The following is a 22,665-nucleotide window of genomic DNA, read 5'->3' as shown; positions in this document are numbered from 1 at the left end:
TCAAAACGAAATATTTGATTTAATTTTTATCATGGATCGTAGTGGATCTATTATAGGCTCAGAAAAAGATACAATTGGCGGATTTAATTCTTTTATTCAAAGAGAAATGAAAAAAGACTCAGAAACTACAGTACTTTTTGAATGCTCTATTTCGCCTAACGCAACTTTCACAAACACCACAAGGTTCCTCTTCTCCTTTATAGCAGGAATAACTTAATTTCATTGGAGCACCAATTTTAACACCAAATTCAACTAATTCCTCTTTGGTTAAATCAATACATGGTGCTTCAATTTTAATATTATTTGGTGAACCAACCTTAATTAACTCATTAAACTCTTTTAAAAAATTTTTGGAATTGTCTGGAAAAGTAGCGCCTTCTTCATTATTCCAACCAACAATGATTATCTGGGCACCAATGCTTTCAGCATAAGAAAGGGCGATAGATGTAAAAACAGTATTTCTGGCAGGAACCCAAACATTACTGGCGGTTTCACTGCTTTTATCTAAATCATTCAAATCACTTTCAGATACTTCAGGAACATCTTCATCAGTATTTAAACTTGAATTGCTAATATCTGAAAGCCAAGGAAGGTCAATTACTTCATGATTCCAACCCATTTTTTCACAAATTTTTTTAGATACAATTATTTCTTGTGTTGCAGCTTTTTGACCATAATTAAAGGTTATTGCAAGGATTTCGTAATCATTATCAAATACAGTTGTTGCAACAGTACAATCAAGACCTCCTGAAAAAACTGATACTGCCTTTTTCATTTTATTATCTCCTTAACCTTCATCAAAGCCAAACCGCTGTCTTTTGCAATTTTTTTCAAATCCTCGTATTCAGGTCTTTTGGAAATTACTTCGCCATTAACATAACCTATTTTAAATGTTACCTCATAAGTTTCACCGTTAATTTCATAACTTTTTGTTTCAAATTCTCTTTTGGCTATTCCTCTATGAGTATTAGGTGCAATTCTAATGCCTAAACTGCCGGTCTCTTTAAAGATAGTTTCAATCATTATTTCTCTGTATTTTTTTTTGGATATTACTTTTAAAAGACTTCCTTGACGATTTTTTTTCATTATAATTGGAGTTACTGATACATCACTGGCGCCTGAATCTAAAAGCACATCAAATAAATAACCGATTTCTTCACCAGTTAAATGATCAAGATTTGTTTCAATAACATCGATTTCATCACTTTCAGTCATGTCTGAACTTTCAATTATTCTTAAAACATTTGGATGTTTAAAATCTTTTCTTCCAGCTCCATAACCTGCTTTTTTAACTTTAATTTGAGGAATAAAATCTTTAATTTCATCACATAATTCCATATAAATGGCCGCGCCTGTTGGTGTTGCAAGTTCACTATCTACCGGACCACCTATCATTTTAGCATCTTTTAAGATTTCAACAACGGCTGGTGCAGGAACAGGTATTATGCCATGACATGTTTTAACTCTACCTCCTCCAATAGCTATTGGTAGGCCAATTATTTTTTGATTATCATAACCTAGTGAATAATATGCATAAACAGAACCTATCACATCAGCAACGGCATCACTAGCTCCTACTTCATGAAAATGAACTTCGTCAAGACTTTTGCCGTGAACTTTGCTTTCACTTTCAGCAATTCTTTCAAATATTTTAACAGAAGTATTTATGATTTTTTCATCCAGATCCAGCTCTTTAATTTTTGATATAAATTCCTTAAAATCAATAGAGTGGTTATGTTCAAGCATTTCAACATGGCAGAATGTTGAAATGATCCCGCATTTTGAAACTTTAGTGAATGTAACTTCAACTTTTCCAAATTCTAAAGCTGATTTTTCCATAACTTCTTTTAATTTGTCTGCATCTGCTCCTAAATCAACAAATGCTCCTATTAGCATGTTTCCCGCTATTCCACTAGACTGTGGATCAATAATAATTGTCATGTGTTAGGTCCTTTTTGATATTATAATATAGGTTTAAATTAAATAATTAATATATATTATCTCATGGAATTTAATATCATCGAAAAAGATTATGGTATTTGCATCAATAATCCAAATCATTTTTTAGCATTCAGTGATTTCACTGTAAGTGATGGGATTGATATTGTCCAAAATGTTAATATAATCAAATCTAAGAATGAATTTGAAGCTACAGCTAAAAGAGCAGAAGTTTTTAACAATATGGAAGGTTCATATATTGCTCAAGCAACCGAATCTTTAAACTACTTTAAAAACACTTATGATGATTTATCTATTTTTACTTTCATGGCAAATGATGTCATTGTCGATGATTTTGCTGATAAATTACAAGTTGCAAATTCACATAAAGGTTTTACTGATGCAAGAATTAATTTAAGTCATGTAATTTATATTGATAAAGCAATCTCGCCAAAGGATTTACTTAAAATCTTTAAATTAGTAGCCAGTACTAAGGCTAAAACATTAGCTAATATGGGTTTGCCTTTACATATTCAATATATTTTAAATGATAATGATTTTTTAGCAGTATTGTCTAATGTTTCAGATAATGGTGGCGGATCTTTGGATATTAATAATGCAAAATGGGATGATATTGATTTTGAAGATTTAAAAATACGAATTAGTGATGCTATTGAGATAAGTATGGAAGACGCATTTAAAAATCTCAAGCTAAGCTTTGGCATTCTTGATTACTTGGTATCTGAAGGAATACAGATAGGTGATTTAGTTGATGCTGGAATGGAACTTTTACATGATGTTGAAATAACTCCGGTGTTAAAAGATAAAATGACAGCACAAATTTTCAAATCATTAATTGATATTAATGTTATTGCATTATTGATGGCAGGTATTAGGCTAGAGCAAGATTTAAATCATAACCGCCTGAGGGAAGTTGCTACTTGTGATGATTCAACTTATCTTTATGGGGATGAGGTATTGGGTTTTGCAATTTCAAATCAAATTGCTGGAACAAAAGCTGCATTCAATTTCAAAAGATACAATGAAATTAAACCTGGAATCATTGGAGGTTTGCCTCCGGTGCTTGATAATATTTTCGCCGGATTGATTGCAGGATGCATATCTAAAATATTTGAGGAATAATTATGGAAGATGATAGTTACTTTGAAGATGAAGAATTTTCACCAATAAAATCCATTTTAGGACTTTTAACATTCTCAACAATACTTCCAATCAATGTTTTCACATCGATTGAGTATATGACTAAATTAACATGGGTATGGCCATTTTTACATATATTGATTGGTATTTTAGCGGCAATTTGTGGTTATATTTCACTTGAGTTCTTACATTTAAATTCATTTTTCACGGCTGCTGTTGTATATGCATTTTTGATGATAATAACTGGTTATAATCATCTTGATGGTGTAATGGACATGGCCGATGGGGTTATGGTTCATGGGGATGCTGAAAAGAAAATTAGGGTAATGAAAGATTCTAGTGTGGGTGCTGGGGGAATTGCTACACTGTTTTTAGTTGCAAGTCTCACAATTGCTGGAATTTACAATATTCTTGATTATAATTTTATAATGGGTATTATAATATGTGAAATGTCTGCAAAAACATCTTTATTGACTACTGCATTGCTATCAGAACCTTTAACACCAGGTATTGGTAGCTATTTTATAAAAGAAACTAATGTTCCTAATTATTATGCTTCAACAGTGATTGTAGCAATTATTGCATATTTGCTTGGTGGATGGATTGGTATTGCGGGTGTTCTAGGTGCAATGCTTTCCGGTGTTATAATCGCAAATATTGCAAAACGTAATTTTATTTTAGCTAATGGTGATGTTTTAGGAATGAGTAATGAAGTTGGACGTTTATTATCATTATTATTCATGGCAATAACATTGTTTTTCATTTAAATAAATTTAATGGCTTAAATTCAATATTTTAAGTAATTTATAGATTATTTTACATATTGGGGAGTTTAATTTAGTAGTGATGAGATTTGCCCATATTTAACAAATTTCCAATATTTATTTCTCATATTAATAAATCTTGCATTGAAAATTAATGCAATGCATGCATCAAATTTATTGCAAAAGTTAGTTAGAAGTGGTTTTTCTCATCAAATTTATATAATTTTAACAAGTAATAATTAACTGATTAATATGGTTGTTAATGTTTTAAGATTAGATCACAGATTAAAGAGGGATACTAGAATTACAACTCATGTTTGTCTAACCGCCCGTGCATTTGGTGCAAGTAAAATATACTTGGCTGGTGAGAAGGATACTCAGTTAATGGAAAATGTTAAAGACACCGCTTCAAGATTTGGCGGGAATTTTAAGATTGAATATGCTGAAAGTTACATGGGAGTAATTAACAAATGGAAGGCAGATGGTGGAAAGGTTGTGCATTTGACAATGTATGGTACACAAGCTCATATAACTGCAACTGAAGTAAGAGAAGATGGATCAGATATTTTAATTATTGTTGGTGGTTCCAAAGTTCCTGGAAAAGTTTATAAGGCTGCTGATTGGAATGTTTCTGTAACAACACAGCCTCATTCTGAAGTTTCTTCCCTTGCAATATTTCAACACTTGTTGATGGATGGTAAGGAATTCGATTTAGAATTTGAAAATCCAGTATTGGAAGTAATTCCAACAGCTCATGGTAAAAACGTTAATGTTCACAATGAAAATCGTTAAGAGATAAAGTCATCTAATCTTTTTATGGCTTTTAACTTTTCATCTTTTTTTATTCGTGCCCGGTCAAGTGCATCTCGTATAGTCTGGATAGAATTATCATATGTCTCTCTATCAACCGGATATGGAAAACCGTCTTTGCCTCCATGTGTAAAGCTATATTTGACGGGATCCTTCCAACTTGCAGGTTCGCCATAAACAAGGTCGGATATTAAAGCAAGCGCTCTTATTTTTTTAGGGCCAATGCCATTCAGTAAAATCAATTCTTCATAGTTTTCAGGTTGGATTTCCCAAGCTTTTGTTAGCACTTCAAATTCTTTATCAGAAATGTCCATGTCAAGTACTGGATGATGAGAGGGCATTGAAAAATCTTCTAAAAGCATTTGATTATCTTTTCTTTTAAAATATTGTCTTAAATGATTTGGATTGTCATTAATTAAATCAACACTAATTTTTTGTGCTTCTTCGCTATCTTTTGAAGACATATTTAATGTATTGGGAGTTTTTAAATCACATGAGATTCCGCTGTGAGGTTCATTTAATAATTTATCTATTTCATTACCTAACCAATGATAACGTCTAGCATATTTATTTTCACCATTCAATCCTTGTTGAACAACTGCCCAGTCTCCTTTTTCAGTTATAAAGAAGTTATGTTGGTATAATGTGTAGCCATCTTGAATACATGAGTTATCAATCTTAGCAGATAATTTACTTGTTTCAACTAATTTTTCTGTGGTTTTTGTTTTTAAATTAAACACATCTCCAGCATGTTTTATCCCTTCAGGTGTTTTTCTCGATCTTCCACCTTTCCCTCCAGTTAAATAAATTCCATGCTCTTCAGGGGATAAGGATGATTTCAAAGCACCAAGGGTTGTTGTGGTAGTTCCAGAGGAGTGCCAATCAAAACCTAGGACACAAGAAAATGCTTGAAACCAATAAGGATTGGAAATACGATTTAAAAATTCTTCTAAACTATATTCCTCAATAATTACTGAAGCTAATGCTCCAGATAGGTCAACCATTCTTGAAAATAACCAACGTGGAGGATGCCCTCTGTGAAGTGGTAAATTAACTGATCCTCTTTTTTGCATGGATAATATTATCTTTAACATAGATATTAGTGTTTCACTAAGAGCATTTGAAAAGTATTTATTTTTCAATGACACTTATTTTATACATTTTTCTTCTAATCAAACAAAACTTTAATAAATGATGCTGACTAAAATAGTTACTGTTAGATTTATTAACAATTTATATAATCAAAATTATAAAGGAGCTTATATTATGACTATAGATAACGGAGATTTTGTTAGAGTAAATTTCACTGGTAAAATAAAAGACACTGATGAAGTATTTGACACTACTTATGAAGAAATTGCAGAAGAAGCTGAAATTTTTGATGTTAAAAAAGCCTACAAACCAATTCCAATTGTTGTAGGTGGAAACCACTTATTGCCTGCTATTGAAGAGGCAATTATTGGATTAGAAGAAGGTGACAAGAAAACTATTGAAGTGGATTCTGATAATGCTTTCGGCCCTAGGGATCATTCATTAATTCAATTAGTGCCTATGAGAGAATTCAAAAAACAAGGTATGACTCCGGTTCAAGGTATGAAAATCCAATCTGATGGTGAAACTGGTAAAATCTTAACTGTTAATGGTGGAAGAGTAAAAATCGACTTTAACCATGAATTAGCTGGAAAAGACTTAGTTTATGAAGTTGAAGTAACTGAAATCATTGAAGATGAAAAAGATAAAATCAAAAGTATGATTGAGTTACATTACTCTAATTCTAATGTCGATGTTGAAAAAACTGAAATTGACATAGTTGATGGTGTTGCAAACATCAAATTAGATGAAATGGCTAAATTTGACCAACAACCCTACATGGACATTACTTTTGCAAGATTCAGAATAGCTAAAGATATCTGGGATAACATCGATGAAATTAATAATGTTAATTTCATTGATTCCTTTGAGAAAAAAGAAGAAACTGAAGATGAAGAAGAAGCAGAAGAATAATCTTCATATTCTCTAACAATGGGAATAAAAAGATATTAAGAATATAACAAATAACTATTAGTTCAATTTGAATTGATAGAATACTGAGAGTTATCTTGCCTTATAACTCTTATTATTTATTTTTTTAAGGGATTTGCCAATATTTTAGTTTTTTAATATTTATATCAATTTTTAAGGTAATTTATTCTGTTTTTGAGAGTGGTTATGCTTTTTTTTGTTGGAAGGTTTTAATCGTAATTTTTATTGGAGTTGAATTTCAAAATTAATTTGAACTTCCATTTTTTGAATTTATGTGTTTTCGGTTTGAAATTTAAAAAAGAAGTGGATTTAAATTAAATTTAATCCACCGATTTGTATTTGACTTTTTAAGTTAATCACATTATCAGATATGTTATTTCCAGTATATTCAGTATAATACCCAGTATCTTTTGAAGTGTAGGATTCAGCGTTCACTCCACCTAATCTTTCATGGGATTTTAAATTTAAGTTTCCATTAGGTTCCATGTTTATACCGCCAATAACGATTTCAGAGTTCATATCAACTTTATTTTTAGCATTTCCGAGGATATTTGCTCCTCCGGTGTTTATAGTTGTGTTAATTTTCTTTACATTTCCGTTGGTGAGTATTAAGTTTTCGCCGCCGAGTATAATTTTGGAGTTAAAGTTTTTAACGTCTCCATTTTCAAAGTTAGCAGTTAATCCTCCAATAGCTATGTCTGAGTTGATATTGTATTGGTATTTATTGCTTAGTTCAAATGTCGTATCTGATCTATTGGACTCGAGGTTTATATTTAAAGTATCTCCGTTTTTTGTGTAGTTAAATTTAACTGGGTCTTTGGAATCACTGGTAATGTTGTAAATATTGTCTTTATCTGTGAAATTAATTTTAACTCCACCTATTTCTTGTTTTAAGTTTATATTTACAGTTTTTATTCCATTTAAGTCATTTTTGGTTAAATTTAATTGCCCATCATTAAATTCAGTTAGATTGTAATCTTTCTTTTCATTAGAACTATTGATTGAAAAGATGGTGGCCGCAAATATTGAAAAGACAAGTCCAATAATTATAATTATTCCTAGAATTTTATAATTGTTCATAATATTAACCCCATTATAATAATTAAAATTAAAATTACTAATGCATATGATGCGATAAATGATTTACCGTATCCAAATTCAAACACACTATTTACAGCTATAACATTTACAATTAATTTCCATAAATCCACAAGTATGATTAATGGTATTACTATCAGGTTACCTGTAAGTAAGGCAATTCCAATACCTGGGATGATTAAAGCATATAAAGCCCCATCATAACACATTAAATTATATAATTGGCTAAATTCAGCATCTGCTTTATAAATCATTGCAATAACATAGGTTATTAGACTGTGTATTAATTTAGAGATTAACGCTCCAATTATTAAAGTAATTATAAGTATTATTGTAATAATTACACTTTTTGTTAAAATTCCAAAAATCAGTCCTAAAATTGCCATATAAAAAATTAATGAAAAAACTCCATCATAATTATGGGTTGCTTTTTTTTCACTAAATAATTCATCTGGATTTAAGAAAACTTTAGCACTATTTGTGAAAAATTCCATTATTTTAGTTTTCATGAAATTATATTAATTTATCATTATTAATATACTTTAAGCTAGATTTATTAAAAAGAGTATAAAGTGTGGATTTTTTTTAATGGATTTATCAATAATCTAGTTTTATAATAATTTCCTTTTAATGTATTTTTATCCTTTGGTTTGTTTGCGGGAGGTTAAAAAGTTAGCTGATAGAATTCTCTTTGATTTTTATTTTTAATCTTTTTATTTCATATTTTTTGGCACTTTCAAAAAACTTGTGTGATAGATTATTTTTTGATTAACTTATTCACTTAAATTATTTCACGATAATCGAGTTATTAACTTTAAAATATAAAAATAACCTAAAATTTTTAATAAAATTTTGTTTAAAATGAAATCACAAGTTTTTGAAAGAACTTGATTCACATTATAAAAAAGATTAATAACGACTCTTTCAAAAACTTTGTTGATTTTCAAAATCCTTTTTGCGATTGTCATTCCAAATTAAATCTCTGCGATAGATTCGTTTTAAAACACCTCGTTTGGTCTTGAATGTTCTTTTTCTAGATTTTGGCATTGTTTTTTGGAAGGCATTTTCAATTTTGTTACTTGTTTTTTCAATTCGTTTATCTTTTAAGTGATGAATAAAGCTTTTATATCGAGGAGTGATTGATTTTCTGATTATTTTGTAAATAACTGGATGAAAATCATCTTTGCGATAAATTAAAGATTGTACTTCATTTTTGAATTCATCGTAATCATTTAAATCGAATAAATCTTTGATTATTTTCAGTTGTTTGTGGCATTCTTGATATTCTTCGTCAGAAATGAGATTTTTATCTTTAAAAGTTTTTAATTGTTTATTTAAACTTTTTTTAGTATGGAAAATACATAATTGGTGTTTAAAACCTAGTTTTGGTATAATTGAGGCATATTTTTTATCTAAATCTGTTGTGATTGCAATTTTATTTTTATTTACTGTAGATTCTCTTAAAAACTTCTCAACAGTGTTTTCATCTTCAGTATCGTAAATTGCATCGGCTACGATGCAATTTGAAATTGAATCAAGTAAGGTGTGTCGATATTTCCATTCTCCATTGATTTTTATCCATTCTACATCAAAGACATAATATCCCGAGCAACGACCTAAATCAAATTCTAAAATGTTTTCATCAACAAAAAGCCAAATTTTCAATCGTTTGATGTGAAACTGTTATTCCAAAGAATTTTTTAAAAGATTTACAAACATTTTTCAAGCTTCCCAGATAATCTGAAATTAAATGCTCTGATTTACTTTTCAATTCATTCGTAAAATTACTGTTTTTATCAACAAGACTTGTTAAATCAGTTTGAAAGGTTTTACCACAACGTTTACAAATATAACGCTGAACTTTCACCTTAGTTTTGCCTATTTCTTTAAATACTAATGTTCTTTTTGTAAAACCATATTTAACTACATGACGAGTTCCACAATGAGGGCATCGAGCTAAACTCATTTTAAAATACGGAACATCCTTCTTAAAACTCAAATCAAAAGATTTCAGAGCCTTTTGACAGGATTTAAAAATTTTCACAAAACAAGGATCTGAAAGGACAAATCCATCATTAAAATCACAAAATATATATTGTTTAACATCTAAAATACTATTTGGAGTATTTGTTTTTTGATTAGGCATAATAAAAACTTTTACTCCACCCTATTTATTAAATTTAACTATTTTTAGACAAAATTAAAAATTCCAAACTAATTTTCATCAAAAAATTTCAAATCAACAAAGTTTTTGAAAGAGCCTTAATAACTAAATTAAATACATATATATTAAGCAAGTATATTATTATAATACTTGAAAGTTAAGGAGAAAAAACATGAATAAAAAAATAATAAGTGTAATAATTATAATCTGTAGCTATTACAACATTATTAATGGGTGAGAATAACTCTAACTCTAATAATACTAAAGGCACGTCAGATAATGACAATTATAAACTACAAATTAATACCACTGGAAAATGGAGACTAGATTTAACTATAAATGGAAAATACTCAAGTGACGAAAGTACTGGACAAAAAACTATTGATGTTGGAGATGTTGAAACTGCTAGTGTAACTGTCAATCAATATGAAGGTGGACCAACGGATGTTTATTTACTTGATCCAAATAATAATGTAGTTGGTGAAGGTAGTACTTCAAGTGAGGGTGTAGGAACTATCTATTTCTATTACAGTAAATAATTATTTGAAAGGATGTTTAAACTTCCTTTACTTTTTTTATTAAATATTATTATTAATCTTGTAGAAATCATCATTTAAATACTTTGATTGTTCAGTAAATATTATATAATGCATTTGAGTTTAGTTTCTTGTTTTGTAGTTGTACTTTTATTATAGTTTCCTCAGTTGAATCTCTTTTTATCACAAATATTGCATTTACATTCATTGTTTGTGTATATGTCTCTTTTCAAAAGATTTTCACTATTTAATATAATTGTCCAGTTTTCACTAAAAACTAATTTCTCTTCATCATCGACTATCTGAAATATTCCAGGATATGCTAATATTTTACCTCCAGACATACAATATGCATTAACTTCATTCTTATTATCTAAATGAAACTCCCAATCATAGTCATAAACATAATCATAGTGACCAATTTTAATTAAAAACTCTTCAACTGTTTTAATCAATAGATACCACAGTTAAAATCATTCCACACTCATGAGCATTATATAATAATTCTGCATTGCCAATATCATCATAATACCACTTATAAATCATTTCTAAGAATTTATTATCATTAACAGTATCATAATGCTCTTTATCTGTATGGATTAATTGGACTTCTATCATCTTTAACCATTATCACATGCCAAAACAAATAGGCGAGGCAATTAATGTGTTCACAAATCATATTAGCAACTTTTGGCACGATTAAGAAAATATGGTCTTGTTTATAATATAACATCTCGAATCCTTAAAGGAAAACTTTAATCATTAACAACAGATGGAAAAAGAGTTTTAGAACTATATTAAAGAACAAGAACATATTCTAAACAATCATCGCTCCAATTAATTATTACACTAAATATAAACCCTAGAGAAATAACAATTGAAAAACAGATACAGTTAAAAGCAATAATAAAAATGCAACTATCAATCAGTTAACAATTGGCCCATTCTATTCAATCACCACTAGATTTGTCAACAGATTTCTAGTTTGTTTAGTGGTGCTATTTTTTAACTTTTTTGTTTAAACTGGAGCTATAAAAATATTTTTTTATTTTTAGCATGTTTGTATATTTTCATTATTGTTGAAATTAGCAGTTGAATCCCATTGATCGTGTCATGATGATTCTTTGTTAATTGGGTATATGTCTGTTTAACTGTATCATTAGATTGATATTAACTCCAAAGTAAATGCAGAGCTAATATGTAACTGCATTTTTCAGCATATGATTGGCAAATGAGTATAATGGGAATTTCATGATTTTTGAAGGTTCAATGCCAAATTTCAGTAAAAATTTGATTTATTTTTAAAATAACTCTAATTATTGTTTTTTTATTTAAATAATCTTATTTCCTTTGTGGATAGCTACTATTCCAGGAATATTTTTTACTTTTAACTCAAACATGGCTTCCATGCCTTCATTTTCAAACAAAACACACTTTTTTTCTAAAACTTTGTTTGTAAGGAGAGCTGCAACTGGCGGTGTTATTACAAATATGGAATTATTTTCATCTAATGATTTAGCAGTCCCATCGCTTAACATTCCTTTTCCAATGTGTATTTTAACTCCAGATTTACTTAATGGTGCTATTGTAGATTCAATTTCTACCTTGCTGCTGGTAGTAGGTGCTATTCCTGCATTACTAAAAGCCGTATGCATTATTACGCTGCCATCTAAATCAAAAGGAACTTCATTTTTTTCAATTAACTCAACAAGTTGCGGAAGTGCCGCGTCACGTCCGGTGTAAATTGTTCCGGAAATTTGTATCTTATCTCCAACTTTTAGATTGTCAATATCTCCATTACTAATTGGTGTTGTCAGAGGTTTCATAATTATAATATTTATTTTATTTTTTAATAAATTTTCTAATTTATCATGATTTGACATAAAATATTTAAATGTTCATTAACATAAGTAACATACATTCTAGATTTATTTATCATAGAATTATTAAGGAGATTCAAAATTGATTATTATTGACGAAAAATTGTGTAAAGGTTGTCATCTTTGCTTATTCATGTGTTATAAAAATGTTTATGCAATATCTCCAGAGATTAATAAAAAAGGAGTGCAATTACCATTTGTTAAATTTGAAGAGAGATGTAATAAATGCGGTACTTGTGAAGTTGCATGCCCTGACCAGGCTATAACTGTGGATTTGCCGGATAATTGGTGGATGCAAGAGGACAACAATATGAATTTTAATCCTTATTTCACAAGGGGGAAAAAGTAGGTGTTATGAATGGCTGAAGAATTTTTTATTCAAGGAAATGAAGCATGTGCTAAAGGAGCATTAACTGCAGGATGTAGATTTTTTGCAGGTTATCCTATTACTCCGTCTACTGAAGTAGCGGAAACTTTAGCTCGTGAGTTACCAAAAGTGGGAGGTTCATTTGTTCAGATGGAAGATGAAATCGCATCAGCAGGTGCGATTATTGGAGGTTCTTGGGGAGGATCCAAATCAATGACTGCAACATCAGGGCCTGGTATTTCCTTAATGCAAGAAAATATAGGATACGCGTTTATAAGTGAAACCCCTATTGTCATTGTCAATGTTCAAAGAGGTTCTCCTTCAACTGCTCAACCAACTATGGCAGCGCAAGGCGATATGATGCAAGCACGTTGGGGATCTCACGGAGATTATGAACCAATAGCATTATCCCCATCAAGTGTTCAGGAATTTTTCGATTTTACAATAAAAGCATTTAACTTATCCGAGGAATACAGATGCCCAGTATTTGTAATGGCTGATGAAATTATAGGACACATGAGAGAAAAAATCACTGTTGAAGATGATATTGAGATTGTTCCAAGAAAAAGGTCTGAAAAAATTGAGGGCTATTTGCCATTTAAGAATGTTGAAAATGGAACAAATCCAATGCCTTCATTTGGTGACGGATTCAATATTCATGTAACCGGACTTACTCATGATGAAAGAGGTTATCCAGATACAAACAATCCTGAAACTCATGAAAAACTTGTTCAAAGAATTTGTGATAAAATTTTAAACAATAGAGATAAAATTTGCTCTGTCAAATCTGAATATTGTGAAGATGCGGATGTTATTATTGTTTCTTATGGTTCACCGGTTAGATCAGCTGTTGAAGCTACAAGAAGAGCTAGAGATAATAATCAAAAAGTAGGTTATGTTAAAATTGATACTCCATGGCCGTTTCCAGAAGAACAGTTAAAAGAACTTACAAAAAATGCAGGCGATGTAGTCGTCGTTGAAATGAATTTGGGTCAAATGTATTATGAAGTTGACCGTGTACTTAAAGATACTAATGTGCACTTAATGGGAGTTATTGGTGGATTATTGCCTACTCCAGATGAAATTTTAGATAAAATTGATAAAATAGGAGGAAACTAAATGACCGAACATAAAGAAAATAGGTTTCTCCCTTATTTAAGAGAAGATAGATTGCCTCATATTTTCTGTCCGGGTTGTGGAAACGGAGCAATTATTAATGCTTTTTTAACTGCAATGGAAAAGACAGGAATGGATTTTGATAATATTGCAATGGTTTCAGGAATCGGATGTTCTTCAAGAATTCCTGGTTATCTTAATTGTGATTCCCTACACACTACTCATGGAAGAGCGTTAAGTTTCGCAACCGGTTTAAAAACAGCCAATAAGGATTTGGATGTTGTTGTTTTTACCGGTGACGGTGATGCAGCTTCTATTGGAGGCAATCATTTAATTCATGCAGCTAGAAGAAACATTAATTTAACCGTAATTTGTATCAATAATAATATTTACGGCATGACTGGGGGTCAAATCAGCCCTACATCTCCTAAAGGTAGTTTCGGAACAACTGCTCCTTATGGTAATCCAGATACTCCATTTAATTTAGCTGAACTTGTTGCAGCATCTGGTGCAAGTTATTCTGCAAGATGGACAACAGTTCAATTGGACAACTTAATTCTTTCAATTAAAGAGGGATTGGAAAATCCCGGTTTTTCATTTATTGAAGTTGCAACCCAATGTCCAACATATTTTGGTCGTAAAAATAAACTTAAAACCCCTACTGCAATGGCTGCAGTAATGAAAGCAAACACTGTATTTAAATCAGCTGCAGATAGGATGAGACCAAAAGAATTGGAAGGCAAAATCGTAGTTGGAAAATTTGCAGATTACACAAAAGATGAATTTACAGAGAATATTGATAAATTAAGTGTAGAAAAATCAGGTAAGAAAACTCTTATCAATTCTGCATTTGAAACAGAATTTTAGGAGAATAATATGAGAACTGAAATTAGAATTGGAGGATTTGGAGGTCAGGGAGTAATTCTTGCAGGCATTATTTTAGGTAAATCTGCAAGCCTATTCGATGAAAAAGAAGCTGTTCAAACCCAATCCTATGGGCCTGAAGCTCGTGGTGGAGCTTCTAAATGCGAAGTTGTTATAAGTGATACAGAAATTGATTATCCTAAAGTTCAAAATCCAGATATTTTAATCGCAATGTCTAATGAGGCTTTAATTAAATATATTGTGGATTTAAAAGATAATGGAACATTAATTGTTGATCCGGGAACAACTGATGTTGAGGATGTTCGCGAGTTCATTGATGAACATAATATTGAAGTTTATGAAGCTCCAGCAACCAAAACAGCTACTGATGAAATTGGTCTTAAAATTGTAGCGAATATTGTTATGGTTGGAGCTATTGCAAAAATTACTGAAGTTATATCTAAACAAGCAGCTATGAAAGCTATTGAAGATAGTGTTCCTGCCGGAACCGAGGAAAAGAATATCAAAGCTTTTGAAGCCGGATATGCTTTAGTATAATTAGGTGTATATAATGAAATTTTTTGAAAATGTAGCAAAACAAATTTTTAATCAGGAAGGCATTCCTGTTCTGGAAGGCCATGTTGCTTATTCTCCTGAAGAGGCAATGTCGATTTATTCGGAAATGAATGTTCCAGTTGTTATAAAGGCACAAGTTTTAACTGGAGGTAGAGGTAAAGTTGGTGGAGTCAAATTCGCTAATAATCCAGGTGAAGCTTTAAAAGTTGCTGATGAAGTTTTAGGAATGGAAATTAAAGGTGAAAAGGTAAAGCATCTTTTAATAGAGGAAAGAGCTGTAATATTCAATGAATATTTTGTAACTGTATCTATTGATAGGGGCGCTAGAAGGCCGGTTATTTTAGCAAGTAAAGAAGGCGGGATTGAGATTGAAAACCTAGCCAAAAACCATCCTGAAAAAATTATCAAATATTATCCGGATCCTTTGCTTGAATTCTTGCCTTATGAAGCACGTGAAATTGCACGTCAGATGGGTGTTGAATCAAATTTAATCTCTCAGCTGGGAGATATTATTTGGAAACTGTATAATGTATTTGATAAATATGATGCGGATACCGCTGAGATTAATCCATTGGTATTGACTCCTGATGGTTTAATAGCTGCCGATGCTAAGTTAGTTGTTGAAAACGATTCTTTATACAGGCATCAGGATTTGGTTGAAAGGTTACATTATAAAAAAAAGGCCGTTGATTTTGTCCAGCTAGACGGCAATATTGCGGTAATAGGTAATGGTGCAGGTTTAACATTAACTGCCATGGACATGATTAAGCTTAATGGAGGGGAACCAGCAACATTTTTAGATATTGGTGGTGGAGCATCAGAACAGATTATCAATCAAGCTTTAAACATAGTTTTAAATTATCATCCAGTTAAAGTGGTCTTTTTAAATGTTTTAGGAGGCATTACTAAAGCGGATGATGTTGCTCGTGGTGTAATTAAAGCTTTAGAAAATGTTGAACGTAAAGTGCCAATTGTCATTAGATTGACTGGGACTAATGAAGAGGAAGGCCAAAGGATTTTGGAAGAAGCTGGAATTTCCTATGAAATCTCTATGGAAAAAGCAGCCAAAAAAGCAGTTGATATTTGCAATGAATTAAAACAAGAAACAAGTTAATTTGCTATTAAAAAATCATTAACACTTAAGGAGTTAGATGTAATCTGTGTTTTATTCGAGCAGTACAACTCGACTAATTTCAGATTCATTTACTATTTCTTTGCCACAAGCATCCACTAGCTTAGAAGCAAAATTTTTGACTTCATCAAATGTCGGCATATTGTCTAAAGTTAAACGGTCACGTGATGAGCCGACACACATATATGCTTTCACTTCCACATAATCAGGATCAGCTTTTTTTATTAATTTCCCATAATCTTCAGGGTTTTCCATATTTTTTCCTTTAACACATGTATTTCTTATACATGTACGGGAGTCAAAACTAGATAATGTTTCAAGTGATTCATTTAAATTGCTCCAAGCACCATTTATTCTAGGCCGACATACATCATTAAATGTTTTCTCATTAGGTGCATCTAATGAAAGGTATAGTTGGTATGGATCATTTTCTAGATTTCTTAATCGGTCTACACATTGGCCATTGCTTACAACAAATGTTGTAAAATCACGACGATTAAATTCGCCTATTAGTTCATCAATTTTAGGATAAAGCGTAGGTTCTCCTGCAAGGGATATTGCAGCATTAGTTGGTTTTTTAAGTTCTTCTAATTTTTTCTTATTTGCCTTGTCATTTCCATAAAAACCGCATAATAAATTATTTTGAGCTTTAATTGCCTCATCCACTATGACTTTTGGTTCATCATAGTCATCATCTTCCCAAGTCGTTTGGGTATAGGTTAAATCCCTCCAGCAAAATTCACATTCTTGTTGACAGTTTGGTACAGCAGGAGACATCTGGAGGCATCTATGAGATTGAATTCCATAGAATTTTTCTTTATAACAAACTCCTTTATCAACTATACTTTGACGGGTCCAGTGGCATGTTTTAACTGCGGTATGACCATGTCTACCCACAAAGCGATATCCACTTTTTTCTAATTTTTCTATTTGGCTTTTATCAAATGACATAAAATCAAGTTTAACTTTGGATTTGCTAGTATATACAATTTTATATGATTGCAATATTACACATATTGAACAAAATTTACTTTATTTAATTAAATATATTCACATGTTTAAGTTAAATAGTAACTGCTATGGGATTATGTTGTAAAAATCCAGAAAAATTATTCTCTTATTATTCAAAAAAATTCCCGTCATATGAACATTTATTTTATAAAATTTCTAGTGGAAGATATGTGGAAGGCTTGCCAAAGGAATATTATGGTGTAAAATCAACTCTTTAAGTTAAAAATTCATTAATTAGAAATTTTACACAAAAATTGGGCCTGTGATTTGCTTAATAATATTTTAGAATCTAAAAATTCATATGTTGTTCAACAGGCAATAATGCTGGCAATTGGAATATCTAATAACTCTCCAGAGGGCATTATCACTGCTAATGTAAATAATAAGGTATTAATGCTTGAAGAAGTTAAATTAATCTTTGAAGTTAAAATATCAATTGTCCGGAATTGGGAATATGATATGATTCCAAATCCTCAGGAATTCATTAATTGTTTCAGTCATCTCATTTATCATCTTGATTTTGCAAAACAGATTATTTAAAAAGCACAGGTTTAATTTTATATTTAAACGCTATTTGAAGTATAAAATGATTATATGATTTTAAAACCAAGTTCGGGACAATATGAAATCTGCAGCTGCTTATTGGCAAATTTTTTTATTTAGTGTTATTAATCAAGAACATGTTGATTTATCTCAAGTGATATTAATTAATCAAAAATTTATTTAATAATGTTTTCTAAATATTTAATTAATAAAAAGTTATTGTGGGATTATTATGGACACTCCAATTGTAATATTAAATTATAAAACTTATTTGGAATCAAGTGGGTTAAATGCTTTAGAACTGGCACATGACTTGGAAAGTGCTTCTAATGAATCTGGAATTGCTATGGTTGCAGTTCCACAATCTGCAGATATTTATAGAATTAGTGAAGAAACTTCATTACCTCTTTTTGCTCAACACATTGATGCTGTTTCTCCAGGGGGCCATACTGGATCTAATTTAATTAGCACTTTAATTGAAGCTGGAATCAGCGGGTCACTAATTAATCATTCAGAACAAAGAATGAAATTGGCGGATATTGCTGAAGTAGTAAAATTGTGCAGAGAAAATGAAATTGAATCATGTGTTTGTACAAATAATTTAGAAACTTCAAAAGCAGTGGCTACTCTTACTCCGGATGCTGTTGCTGTGGAACCGCCAGAACTCATTGGCACTGGAATTCCAGTATCTCAGGCTCAACCTGAAGTTGTTGAAGATACTGTAAAAGAAGTTAAAGCAATTAATAAGAATGTTAAAGTGTTATGTGGTGCGGGCATTACAACTGGCGAGGATATGAAAGCGGCTATGGATTTAAGTGCTGATGGAGTATTACTTGCATCTGGGATAATTAAAGCGGAAAGTCCAAAAGATGCATTACTTGATTTGGTTAGTAAATTATAGAGTGAAAAAATGGTTAAAGAATTTAATACGATAGATGATTTTGATGTTGAAAATAAAACAGTCCTTGTGAGAATTGATATTAACTCGCCTGTGGATCCGGGTTCTGGAATTATTTTAGATGATACTAGATTAAAATTACATGCTCAAACTATTAAAGAATTATCAAATAAAGGTGCTAAAGTTGTATTGCTTGCCCATCAGTCACGTCCGGGTAAACAGGATTTCACAACTTTATCTCAACATGCTGATGCTCTATCTGATATTTTAAACTTGAGGGTTAAATATATAGACGCATTGTTTTCAAATTCTGCAAAAGAAGCAATTAAATCTTTAAAACCTCATGAAATTCTTTTACTTGAAAATGCAAGATTTTTTTCTGAAGAAACCCTTTCCAGAACTCCAGAAGAACAATCAAAGTCATTAATCATACGTAATTTATCTCCATTAATTGATTATTTTATAAATGATGCATTTGCAGCAGCTCACCGTTCTCAAGCATCATTGGTTGGTTTTACTGTAGATACTCCTTCTGCAGCAGGCAGGGTCATGGAAAAAGAATTAACTATAATTCAGGATGCCCTTGATAATGTCGAACATCCCTGTGTGTTCTTATTGGGCGGAATGAAACCTGATGATTCCATTGAAGTTATGGAAAATGTTTTAAGCAATGGAACTGCTGATTCAATTTTAACAACAGGTATTGTTGGAAACATTGTTTTGTGGGCATCAGGTGTAGATATTGGTGAAGTTAATAAAAAATTTATTATAAATAGGGGATATGAGGATATGCTCGCTAAATCAAAAGAGTTGATTGATAGATTTGGCAATAAGGTAAAATATCCTGTTGATGTTGCATGCAATATTGGTGGAAATAGGGTAGATATTGATTCTGCCGAAATTCCAAATGAATCCATATTTGATATTGGTGTTAAAACAATTGAGTATTATGCTAAAGAAATAAGAAATGCTAAAACTATATTTGCTAATGGTCCTGCAGGAGTATTTGAAGATCCTGATTTTGCAATGGGTACCGAAGATTTAGTTAATGCTATTGCATCTTCAGAAGGTTTTTCACTTATCGGTGGAGGGCATATTGCAGCCGCTACTGCCGGACTGGGTTGTGAAGATCAAATGAGCCATGTAAGCAGTGGTGGCGGAGCTTGTATTAGCATGTTGGCAGGTAAAAAATTAGCTGCTGTTGAAGCTCTAAAAAATAGTAAAGATTAACTATTAAAAATATTTAATAGTTTTTCTGCAGATTCTCTAGGATTATCAGAGCTCATAATTGCACTTACAACAGATAGTCCTTTTATTCCAGTATTGGTTAGTTCAGAAGCATTATCTAAGGTTATTCCTCCAATAGCCACTACGGGAATATTAATTGATTCTACAATTTCTTTTAAATCCTTTTTTGTTATTTTTGGAGCATCATCTTTTGTTGCAGTTGGAAATACTGCTCCAGTTCCAATATAATTCGCACCATCTTTTTCGGCTTTTTTAGCTTCATCAATAGTGGCGGCGGAAACTCCTACAATTTTATTTGGACCTACTAATTTACGGGTAACATCACAGGGCATATCTGATTGTCCAATATGAACTCCATCAGCATCAATTGCTAATGCCACATCAACTCTATCGTTGATAATTAACGGCACATTATATTTTGCAGTAATCTCTTTAACTTTTAAGGCTAAATTATAAAAGTCTAAGGTATCTTTTGTTTTTTCTCTAATTTGGACTACACTAACTCCGCCGTTAATTGCATCTTCAATAGTTTTTAGGAATTTTTCTTCATCATCGTTTTCATCTGTGACAAGGTATAGTGATAAATTTAGGTTTTTCATAATATCTTGATATTTGCTTCATTTACTAAAGTTTCACTGTTTGTTTTGTAGAGATAATCAATTAAATATGCTCTAAATGATCCGGTTCCTTCATTTTTTTCATCTACTTTTGCCTTTGCTTTTTCACCAGCAATATTCATAGCCAAAATTGCGACAAGACTTCCATCAAAGGCATTTGATCCTCCAATGCAACTTCCAACAATTGATGATAACATACACCCACTTCCAGTGATCAATGCCATCATTTCATCTCCATTGTCAATTACGACAGTTGTTGTACCGTCACTTAAGATATCAAGAGGGCCACTTGCTAAAATCACTGTATTTAATTTTTTTGCAAGTGTGCATATTAAATCTCCATTTGCTTTTAAGTTTTTTTCAGTAATTATGTCATCAGCATTAACATCAACACCTTTTGCAGTGTTGCTTTCATCTAATACTCCCACCAATTTAGCTATTGCTTTTATTTCACTTATATTTCCACGTATTGCAGTAATTTCATAGTTTTCAATTAAATCAAGTGTTGTTTTGTTTCTAAGTTCTGTTACTCCAACCCCTACGGGGTCTAAAATTATTGGAGTATTGGTTTTATTTGCTGTTTTTGAACTTATATTCATTGATTCAATTTGATCCTTACTTAATTTTCCAATATTGATCACTAATACGTCGGCTATTGTTACTACTTCTTCAAGTTCTTCGCTATCTTCTGCCATAAATGGGGATCCGCCAATTGCAAGAACTGCATTTGCACAATCATTAATAGTAACTGAATTAGTTATACAATGGGTCAATGCATTTTTTTCTTTAATATTTTTCAATGTGGTATCTATTTTATTAAGTAAATCGTTTTTGTTATTTATCATGATTATTAATTATAAATTTTTTAATATTTAAATTTTAATGAAAATGGTACATTTATAGTAAAGTATTTAAATAACTTCTAAGATAAATTATAGTGTTCTATAATATTAACATCTTGCCTCGGTGGCTCAGTCTGGTAGAGCGCGAGACTTGTAATCTCGTGGTCGCGGGTTCAATTCCCGTCCGGGGCTTTTAATTAATAATTTTTATATGCATGTTTTTTATAGAATATAGGTTAAATTATCGAAATGTTTATATACTTATAAAAATATATTACTATTAGTATGTTGTCCACGTACATATTGTATGTGGGTCCGTAGGGTAGCTTGGTCGATCCTTTGGGCTTTGGGAGCCTGAGACTCCGGTTCAAATCCGGGCGGACCCATTGTCCCGCCTTAGCTCAATTTGGCAGAGCGTTGGACTGTAGATCCAAATGTTGCTGGTTCAAGTCCGGCAGGCGGGATTTCAATTTATTTATTTGAAATCATATGTATTTTTGTAAAAAAATGTGATTTTTCCAAAACATTTATATATAATGAAAATTATATTAATTGTTAGTGTATTATTACTATTTGAGGATATGCCCTGGTGGTGTAGGGGCTATCATGTGGGCCTGTCGAGCCCGCGACTCGGGTTCAAATCCCGGCCAGGGCGCTCATATCTAAATAGTGAATATATCATATAGGCCTGTAGCTCAGTCTGGCAGAGCGCTTGGCTTTTAACCAAGCGGCCGCGGGTTCAATTCCCGTCAGGCCTGTTCTAATTTTATATTTTAACTTTTCTATCTGGAGGAAAAAATTTGAAAATTGATATTCAAGACCATATGCTTGTACCAAAGCATGAAATCATGACTGATGGTGAAATTTCAGATGAATTTAGCGAAGTAGATTATGATTTTAAAGATCTTCCTAAAATTAAATCTGATGACCCTGTTGTGAAAGCTATTGGTGCTGAACCTGGAAATATTTTAAGAATAACTCGTGAAAGTCAAACCGCTGGGGTATTTGTAACCTATAGGATTGTAGAAGATTAATCGTTTTTATATAAATTTAGAGTTGTGAAATTTAATATAGTATA

General features: G+C 31.3%; 27 protein-coding genes and 5 tRNA genes. 19 read left to right on the top strand and 13 right to left on the bottom strand.

Annotated features, from left to right (window positions below):
• Nucleotides 1-118: 118 nt before the first annotated feature.
• Entirely contained in the window at nt 119-775 is a 657-nt protein-coding gene (gene queC / locus Q9969_RS05395; protein ID WP_305555191.1) for a 7-cyano-7-deazaguanine synthase QueC, read from the bottom strand.
• Nucleotides 772-1,941 carry a nickel pincer cofactor biosynthesis protein LarC gene (gene larC / locus Q9969_RS05390; protein ID WP_305555188.1) on the bottom strand — a complete coding sequence of 390 codons (1,170 nt, stop codon included), beginning with the start codon at nt 1,939-1,941 and terminating at the stop codon, nt 772-774. The genes queC and larC overlap by 4 nt, the downstream gene beginning before the upstream one ends.
• 63 nt (nt 1,942-2,004) lie before the next feature.
• Between larC and Q9969_RS05385 the strand changes: the two genes are divergently transcribed.
• From Q9969_RS05385 to Q9969_RS05375, 3 genes are all read left to right on the top strand, one after another.
• Nucleotides 2,005-3,081, top strand: coding sequence for a phosphatidylglycerophosphatase A (locus Q9969_RS05385; protein WP_305555185.1), 1,077 nt, complete (start codon nt 2,005-2,007; stop codon nt 3,079-3,081).
• Between the two features lie 2 nt (nt 3,082-3,083).
• The gene (gene cobS / locus Q9969_RS05380; protein ID WP_305555182.1) at nt 3,084-3,866 is read left to right on the top strand and encodes an adenosylcobinamide-GDP ribazoletransferase; all 783 of its coding nucleotides are present in this window, start codon (nt 3,084-3,086) and stop codon (nt 3,864-3,866) included.
• A gap of 249 nt (nt 3,867-4,115) precedes the next feature.
• Complete coding sequence (locus Q9969_RS05375; RefSeq protein WP_305555179.1) at nt 4,116-4,655, top strand: tRNA (cytidine(56)-2'-O)-methyltransferase; 540 nt, start codon at nt 4,116-4,118, stop codon at nt 4,653-4,655.
• Here the strand turns inward: Q9969_RS05375 and Q9969_RS05370 are convergent.
• The gene (locus tag Q9969_RS05370) at nt 4,652-5,746 is read right to left on the bottom strand and encodes a DUF763 domain-containing protein (RefSeq protein ID WP_305555737.1); all 1,095 of its coding nucleotides are present in this window, start codon (nt 5,744-5,746) and stop codon (nt 4,652-4,654) included. The genes Q9969_RS05375 and Q9969_RS05370 overlap by 4 nt on opposite strands.
• 193 nt (nt 5,747-5,939) lie before the next feature.
• On the opposite strand from Q9969_RS05370, the gene Q9969_RS05365 reads away from it, so the two are divergent.
• Entirely contained in the window at nt 5,940-6,677 is a 738-nt protein-coding gene (locus tag Q9969_RS05365) for a peptidylprolyl isomerase (RefSeq protein ID WP_305555176.1), read from the top strand.
• A gap of 327 nt (nt 6,678-7,004) precedes the next feature.
• Here Q9969_RS05365 and Q9969_RS05360 read toward each other — a convergent pair whose 3' ends face one another.
• From Q9969_RS05360 to Q9969_RS05345, 4 genes are all read right to left on the bottom strand, one after another.
• Nucleotides 7,005-7,775 (bottom strand): hypothetical protein, encoded by a 771-nt coding sequence (locus Q9969_RS05360; protein WP_305555173.1) that lies wholly within the window; start codon nt 7,773-7,775, stop codon nt 7,005-7,007.
• On the bottom strand, nt 7,772-8,302 hold the full coding sequence (locus tag Q9969_RS05355; RefSeq protein WP_305555170.1) for a YIP1 family protein: 531 nt from the start codon (nt 8,300-8,302) through the stop codon (nt 7,772-7,774). The genes Q9969_RS05360 and Q9969_RS05355 overlap by 4 nt, the downstream gene beginning before the upstream one ends.
• Nucleotides 8,303-8,717: 415 nt before the next feature.
• Nucleotides 8,718-9,458 (bottom strand): hypothetical protein, encoded by a 741-nt coding sequence (locus Q9969_RS05350; protein WP_305555167.1) that lies wholly within the window; start codon nt 9,456-9,458, stop codon nt 8,718-8,720.
• The gene (locus tag Q9969_RS05345; RefSeq protein WP_305555164.1) at nt 9,436-9,939 is read right to left on the bottom strand and encodes a hypothetical protein; all 504 of its coding nucleotides are present in this window, start codon (nt 9,937-9,939) and stop codon (nt 9,436-9,438) included. Before Q9969_RS05345 ends, Q9969_RS05350 begins: the two co-directional genes overlap by 23 nt.
• A 248-nt stretch (nt 9,940-10,187) precedes the next feature.
• Here Q9969_RS05345 and Q9969_RS05340 point away from each other — a divergent pair, with 248 nt between their 5' ends.
• Nucleotides 10,188-10,496, top strand: coding sequence for a hypothetical protein (locus Q9969_RS05340; protein ID WP_305514760.1), 309 nt, complete (start codon nt 10,188-10,190; stop codon nt 10,494-10,496).
• A 161-nt stretch (nt 10,497-10,657) separates the two neighbouring features.
• Here Q9969_RS05340 and Q9969_RS05335 read toward each other — a convergent pair whose 3' ends face one another.
• From Q9969_RS05335 to Q9969_RS05325, 3 genes are all read right to left on the bottom strand, one after another.
• Complete coding sequence (locus tag Q9969_RS05335; RefSeq protein WP_305555161.1) at nt 10,658-10,948, bottom strand: hypothetical protein; 291 nt, start codon at nt 10,946-10,948, stop codon at nt 10,658-10,660.
• Nucleotides 10,941-11,111, bottom strand: coding sequence for a hypothetical protein (locus Q9969_RS05330; RefSeq protein WP_305514763.1), 171 nt, complete (start codon nt 11,109-11,111; stop codon nt 10,941-10,943). Before Q9969_RS05330 ends, Q9969_RS05335 begins: the two co-directional genes overlap by 8 nt.
• A gap of 713 nt (nt 11,112-11,824) precedes the next feature.
• Nucleotides 11,825-12,319 (bottom strand): fumarate hydratase C-terminal domain-containing protein, encoded by a 495-nt coding sequence (locus Q9969_RS05325; protein WP_305514766.1) that lies wholly within the window; start codon nt 12,317-12,319, stop codon nt 11,825-11,827.
• A 136-nt stretch (nt 12,320-12,455) separates the two neighbouring features.
• Between Q9969_RS05325 and Q9969_RS05320 the strand changes: the two genes are divergently transcribed.
• Genes Q9969_RS05320 through sucC form a run of 5 tightly spaced genes read left to right on the top strand, consistent with a single transcriptional unit; the run spans nt 12,456 to nt 16,410 of the window.
• Nucleotides 12,456-12,722, top strand: coding sequence for a ferredoxin family protein (locus Q9969_RS05320; RefSeq protein ID WP_305514769.1), 267 nt, complete (start codon nt 12,456-12,458; stop codon nt 12,720-12,722).
• Nucleotides 12,723-12,731: 9 nt separating this feature from the next.
• The gene (locus tag Q9969_RS05315) at nt 12,732-13,859 is read left to right on the top strand and encodes a 2-oxoacid:acceptor oxidoreductase subunit alpha (protein WP_305514771.1); all 1,128 of its coding nucleotides are present in this window, start codon (nt 12,732-12,734) and stop codon (nt 13,857-13,859) included.
• A complete protein-coding gene (locus Q9969_RS05310; protein ID WP_305514773.1) occupies nt 13,860-14,723 on the top strand; it encodes a 2-oxoacid:ferredoxin oxidoreductase subunit beta in 864 nt (287 codons plus the stop codon).
• 9 nt (nt 14,724-14,732) lie between these two features.
• A complete protein-coding gene (locus Q9969_RS05305; RefSeq protein WP_305514775.1) occupies nt 14,733-15,278 on the top strand; it encodes a 2-oxoacid:ferredoxin oxidoreductase subunit gamma in 546 nt (181 codons plus the stop codon).
• Between the two features lie 13 nt (nt 15,279-15,291).
• The gene (gene sucC, locus Q9969_RS05300) at nt 15,292-16,410 is read left to right on the top strand and encodes an ADP-forming succinate--CoA ligase subunit beta (RefSeq protein WP_305514777.1); all 1,119 of its coding nucleotides are present in this window, start codon (nt 15,292-15,294) and stop codon (nt 16,408-16,410) included.
• Nucleotides 16,411-16,461: 51 nt separating this feature from the next.
• On the opposite strand, the gene twy1 is transcribed toward sucC, so the two are convergent.
• Complete coding sequence (twy1, locus tag Q9969_RS05295; protein ID WP_305514780.1) at nt 16,462-17,379, bottom strand: 4-demethylwyosine synthase TYW1; 918 nt, start codon at nt 17,377-17,379, stop codon at nt 16,462-16,464.
• A gap of 327 nt (nt 17,380-17,706) precedes the next feature.
• On the opposite strand from twy1, the gene Q9969_RS05290 reads away from it, so the two are divergent.
• The 3 genes from Q9969_RS05290 (at nt 17,707) to Q9969_RS05280 (ending at nt 20,110) form a co-directional block, all read left to right on the top strand.
• Nucleotides 17,707-17,979 carry a hypothetical protein gene (locus Q9969_RS05290; protein WP_305555159.1) on the top strand — a complete coding sequence of 91 codons (273 nt, stop codon included), beginning with the start codon at nt 17,707-17,709 and terminating at the stop codon, nt 17,977-17,979.
• Nucleotides 17,980-18,214: 235 nt separating this feature from the next.
• On the top strand, nt 18,215-18,883 hold the full coding sequence (gene tpiA / locus Q9969_RS05285; protein WP_305555157.1) for a triose-phosphate isomerase: 669 nt from the start codon (nt 18,215-18,217) through the stop codon (nt 18,881-18,883).
• Between the two features lie 9 nt (nt 18,884-18,892).
• A complete protein-coding gene (locus Q9969_RS05280; RefSeq protein ID WP_305514787.1) occupies nt 18,893-20,110 on the top strand; it encodes a phosphoglycerate kinase in 1,218 nt (405 codons plus the stop codon).
• Here Q9969_RS05280 and thiE read toward each other — a convergent pair.
• The gene (gene thiE / locus Q9969_RS05275) at nt 20,107-20,727 is read right to left on the bottom strand and encodes a thiamine phosphate synthase (protein WP_305514789.1); all 621 of its coding nucleotides are present in this window, start codon (nt 20,725-20,727) and stop codon (nt 20,107-20,109) included. The two genes, Q9969_RS05280 and thiE, sit on opposite strands and share 4 nt — an antisense overlap.
• Nucleotides 20,724-21,587 (bottom strand): hydroxyethylthiazole kinase, encoded by an 864-nt coding sequence (gene thiM, locus Q9969_RS05270; protein ID WP_342765951.1) that lies wholly within the window; start codon nt 21,585-21,587, stop codon nt 20,724-20,726. The genes thiE and thiM overlap by 4 nt, the downstream gene beginning before the upstream one ends.
• Before the next feature lie 118 nt (nt 21,588-21,705).
• On the opposite strand from thiM, the gene Q9969_RS05265 reads away from it, so the two are divergent.
• The 6 genes from Q9969_RS05265 to Q9969_RS05240 all read left to right on the top strand — a co-directional run bounded on the left by Q9969_RS05265 (nt 21,706) and on the right by Q9969_RS05240 (nt 22,621).
• Nucleotides 21,706-21,779 (top strand) — tRNA-Thr (locus Q9969_RS05265).
• A gap of 119 nt (nt 21,780-21,898) precedes the next feature.
• Nucleotides 21,899-21,973, top strand: a tRNA-Pro gene (locus Q9969_RS05260).
• Nucleotides 21,974-21,977: 4 nt separating this feature from the next.
• Nucleotides 21,978-22,051, top strand: a tRNA-Tyr gene (locus Q9969_RS05255).
• A gap of 119 nt (nt 22,052-22,170) precedes the next feature.
• Nucleotides 22,171-22,242, top strand: a tRNA-Asp gene (locus Q9969_RS05250).
• 29 nt (nt 22,243-22,271) lie between these two features.
• Nucleotides 22,272-22,345: transfer RNA gene (locus Q9969_RS05245), tRNA-Lys, on the top strand.
• Nucleotides 22,346-22,387: 42 nt separating this feature from the next.
• Nucleotides 22,388-22,621 (top strand): DNA-directed RNA polymerase subunit H, encoded by a 234-nt coding sequence (locus tag Q9969_RS05240; protein WP_305514793.1) that lies wholly within the window; start codon nt 22,388-22,390, stop codon nt 22,619-22,621.
• Nucleotides 22,622-22,665: the final 44 nt, after the last annotated feature.

The organism is Methanobrevibacter sp. V74 (genome assembly GCF_963082495.1).
GTDB lineage: Archaea > Methanobacteriota > Methanobacteria > Methanobacteriales > Methanobacteriaceae > Methanocatella.
This window is presented reverse-complemented; position numbering and strand designations above follow the sequence as displayed.

Bases quoted from the DNA above. Each gene is read 5' to 3' on its own strand.
- Q9969_RS05325 (WP_305514766.1), bottom strand. From the start codon at position 12,319: ATGAAACCTCTGACAACACCAATTAGTAATGGAGATATTGACAATCTA.
- Q9969_RS05345 (WP_305555164.1), bottom strand. From the start codon at position 9,939: ATGCCTAATCAAAAAACAAATACTCCAAATAGTATTTTAGATGTTAAA.
- Q9969_RS05315 (WP_305514771.1), top strand. From the start codon at position 12,732: ATGGCTGAAGAATTTTTTATTCAAGGAAATGAAGCATGTGCTAAAGGA.
- Q9969_RS05355 (WP_305555170.1), bottom strand. From the start codon at position 8,302: ATGAAAACTAAAATAATGGAATTTTTCACAAATAGTGCTAAAGTTTTC.
- queC (WP_305555191.1), bottom strand. From the start codon at position 775: ATGAAAAAGGCAGTATCAGTTTTTTCAGGAGGTCTTGATTGTACTGTT.
- Q9969_RS05310 (WP_305514773.1), top strand. From the start codon at position 13,860: ATGACCGAACATAAAGAAAATAGGTTTCTCCCTTATTTAAGAGAAGAT.
- sucC (WP_305514777.1), top strand. From the start codon at position 15,292: ATGAAATTTTTTGAAAATGTAGCAAAACAAATTTTTAATCAGGAAGGC.
- Q9969_RS05280 (WP_305514787.1), top strand. From the start codon at position 18,893: ATGGTTAAAGAATTTAATACGATAGATGATTTTGATGTTGAAAATAAA.
- Q9969_RS05330 (WP_305514763.1), bottom strand. From the start codon at position 11,111: ATGATAGAAGTCCAATTAATCCATACAGATAAAGAGCATTATGATACT.
- cobS (WP_305555182.1), top strand. From the start codon at position 3,084: ATGGAAGATGATAGTTACTTTGAAGATGAAGAATTTTCACCAATAAAA.
- Q9969_RS05340 (WP_305514760.1), top strand. From the start codon at position 10,188: ATGGGTGAGAATAACTCTAACTCTAATAATACTAAAGGCACGTCAGAT.
- larC (WP_305555188.1), bottom strand. From the start codon at position 1,941: ATGACAATTATTATTGATCCACAGTCTAGTGGAATAGCGGGAAACATG.
- tpiA (WP_305555157.1), top strand. From the start codon at position 18,215: ATGGACACTCCAATTGTAATATTAAATTATAAAACTTATTTGGAATCA.
- Q9969_RS05365 (WP_305555176.1), top strand. From the start codon at position 5,940: ATGACTATAGATAACGGAGATTTTGTTAGAGTAAATTTCACTGGTAAA.
- twy1 (WP_305514780.1), bottom strand. From the start codon at position 17,379: ATGTCATTTGATAAAAGCCAAATAGAAAAATTAGAAAAAAGTGGATAT.
- thiE (WP_305514789.1), bottom strand. From the start codon at position 20,727: ATGAAAAACCTAAATTTATCACTATACCTTGTCACAGATGAAAACGAT.
- Q9969_RS05305 (WP_305514775.1), top strand. From the start codon at position 14,733: ATGAGAACTGAAATTAGAATTGGAGGATTTGGAGGTCAGGGAGTAATT.
- Q9969_RS05360 (WP_305555173.1), bottom strand. From the start codon at position 7,775: ATGAACAATTATAAAATTCTAGGAATAATTATAATTATTGGACTTGTC.
- Q9969_RS05375 (WP_305555179.1), top strand. From the start codon at position 4,116: ATGGTTGTTAATGTTTTAAGATTAGATCACAGATTAAAGAGGGATACT.
- Q9969_RS05385 (WP_305555185.1), top strand. From the start codon at position 2,005: ATGGAATTTAATATCATCGAAAAAGATTATGGTATTTGCATCAATAAT.
- Q9969_RS05370 (WP_305555737.1), bottom strand. From the start codon at position 5,746: ATGCAAAAAAGAGGATCAGTTAATTTACCACTTCACAGAGGGCATCCT.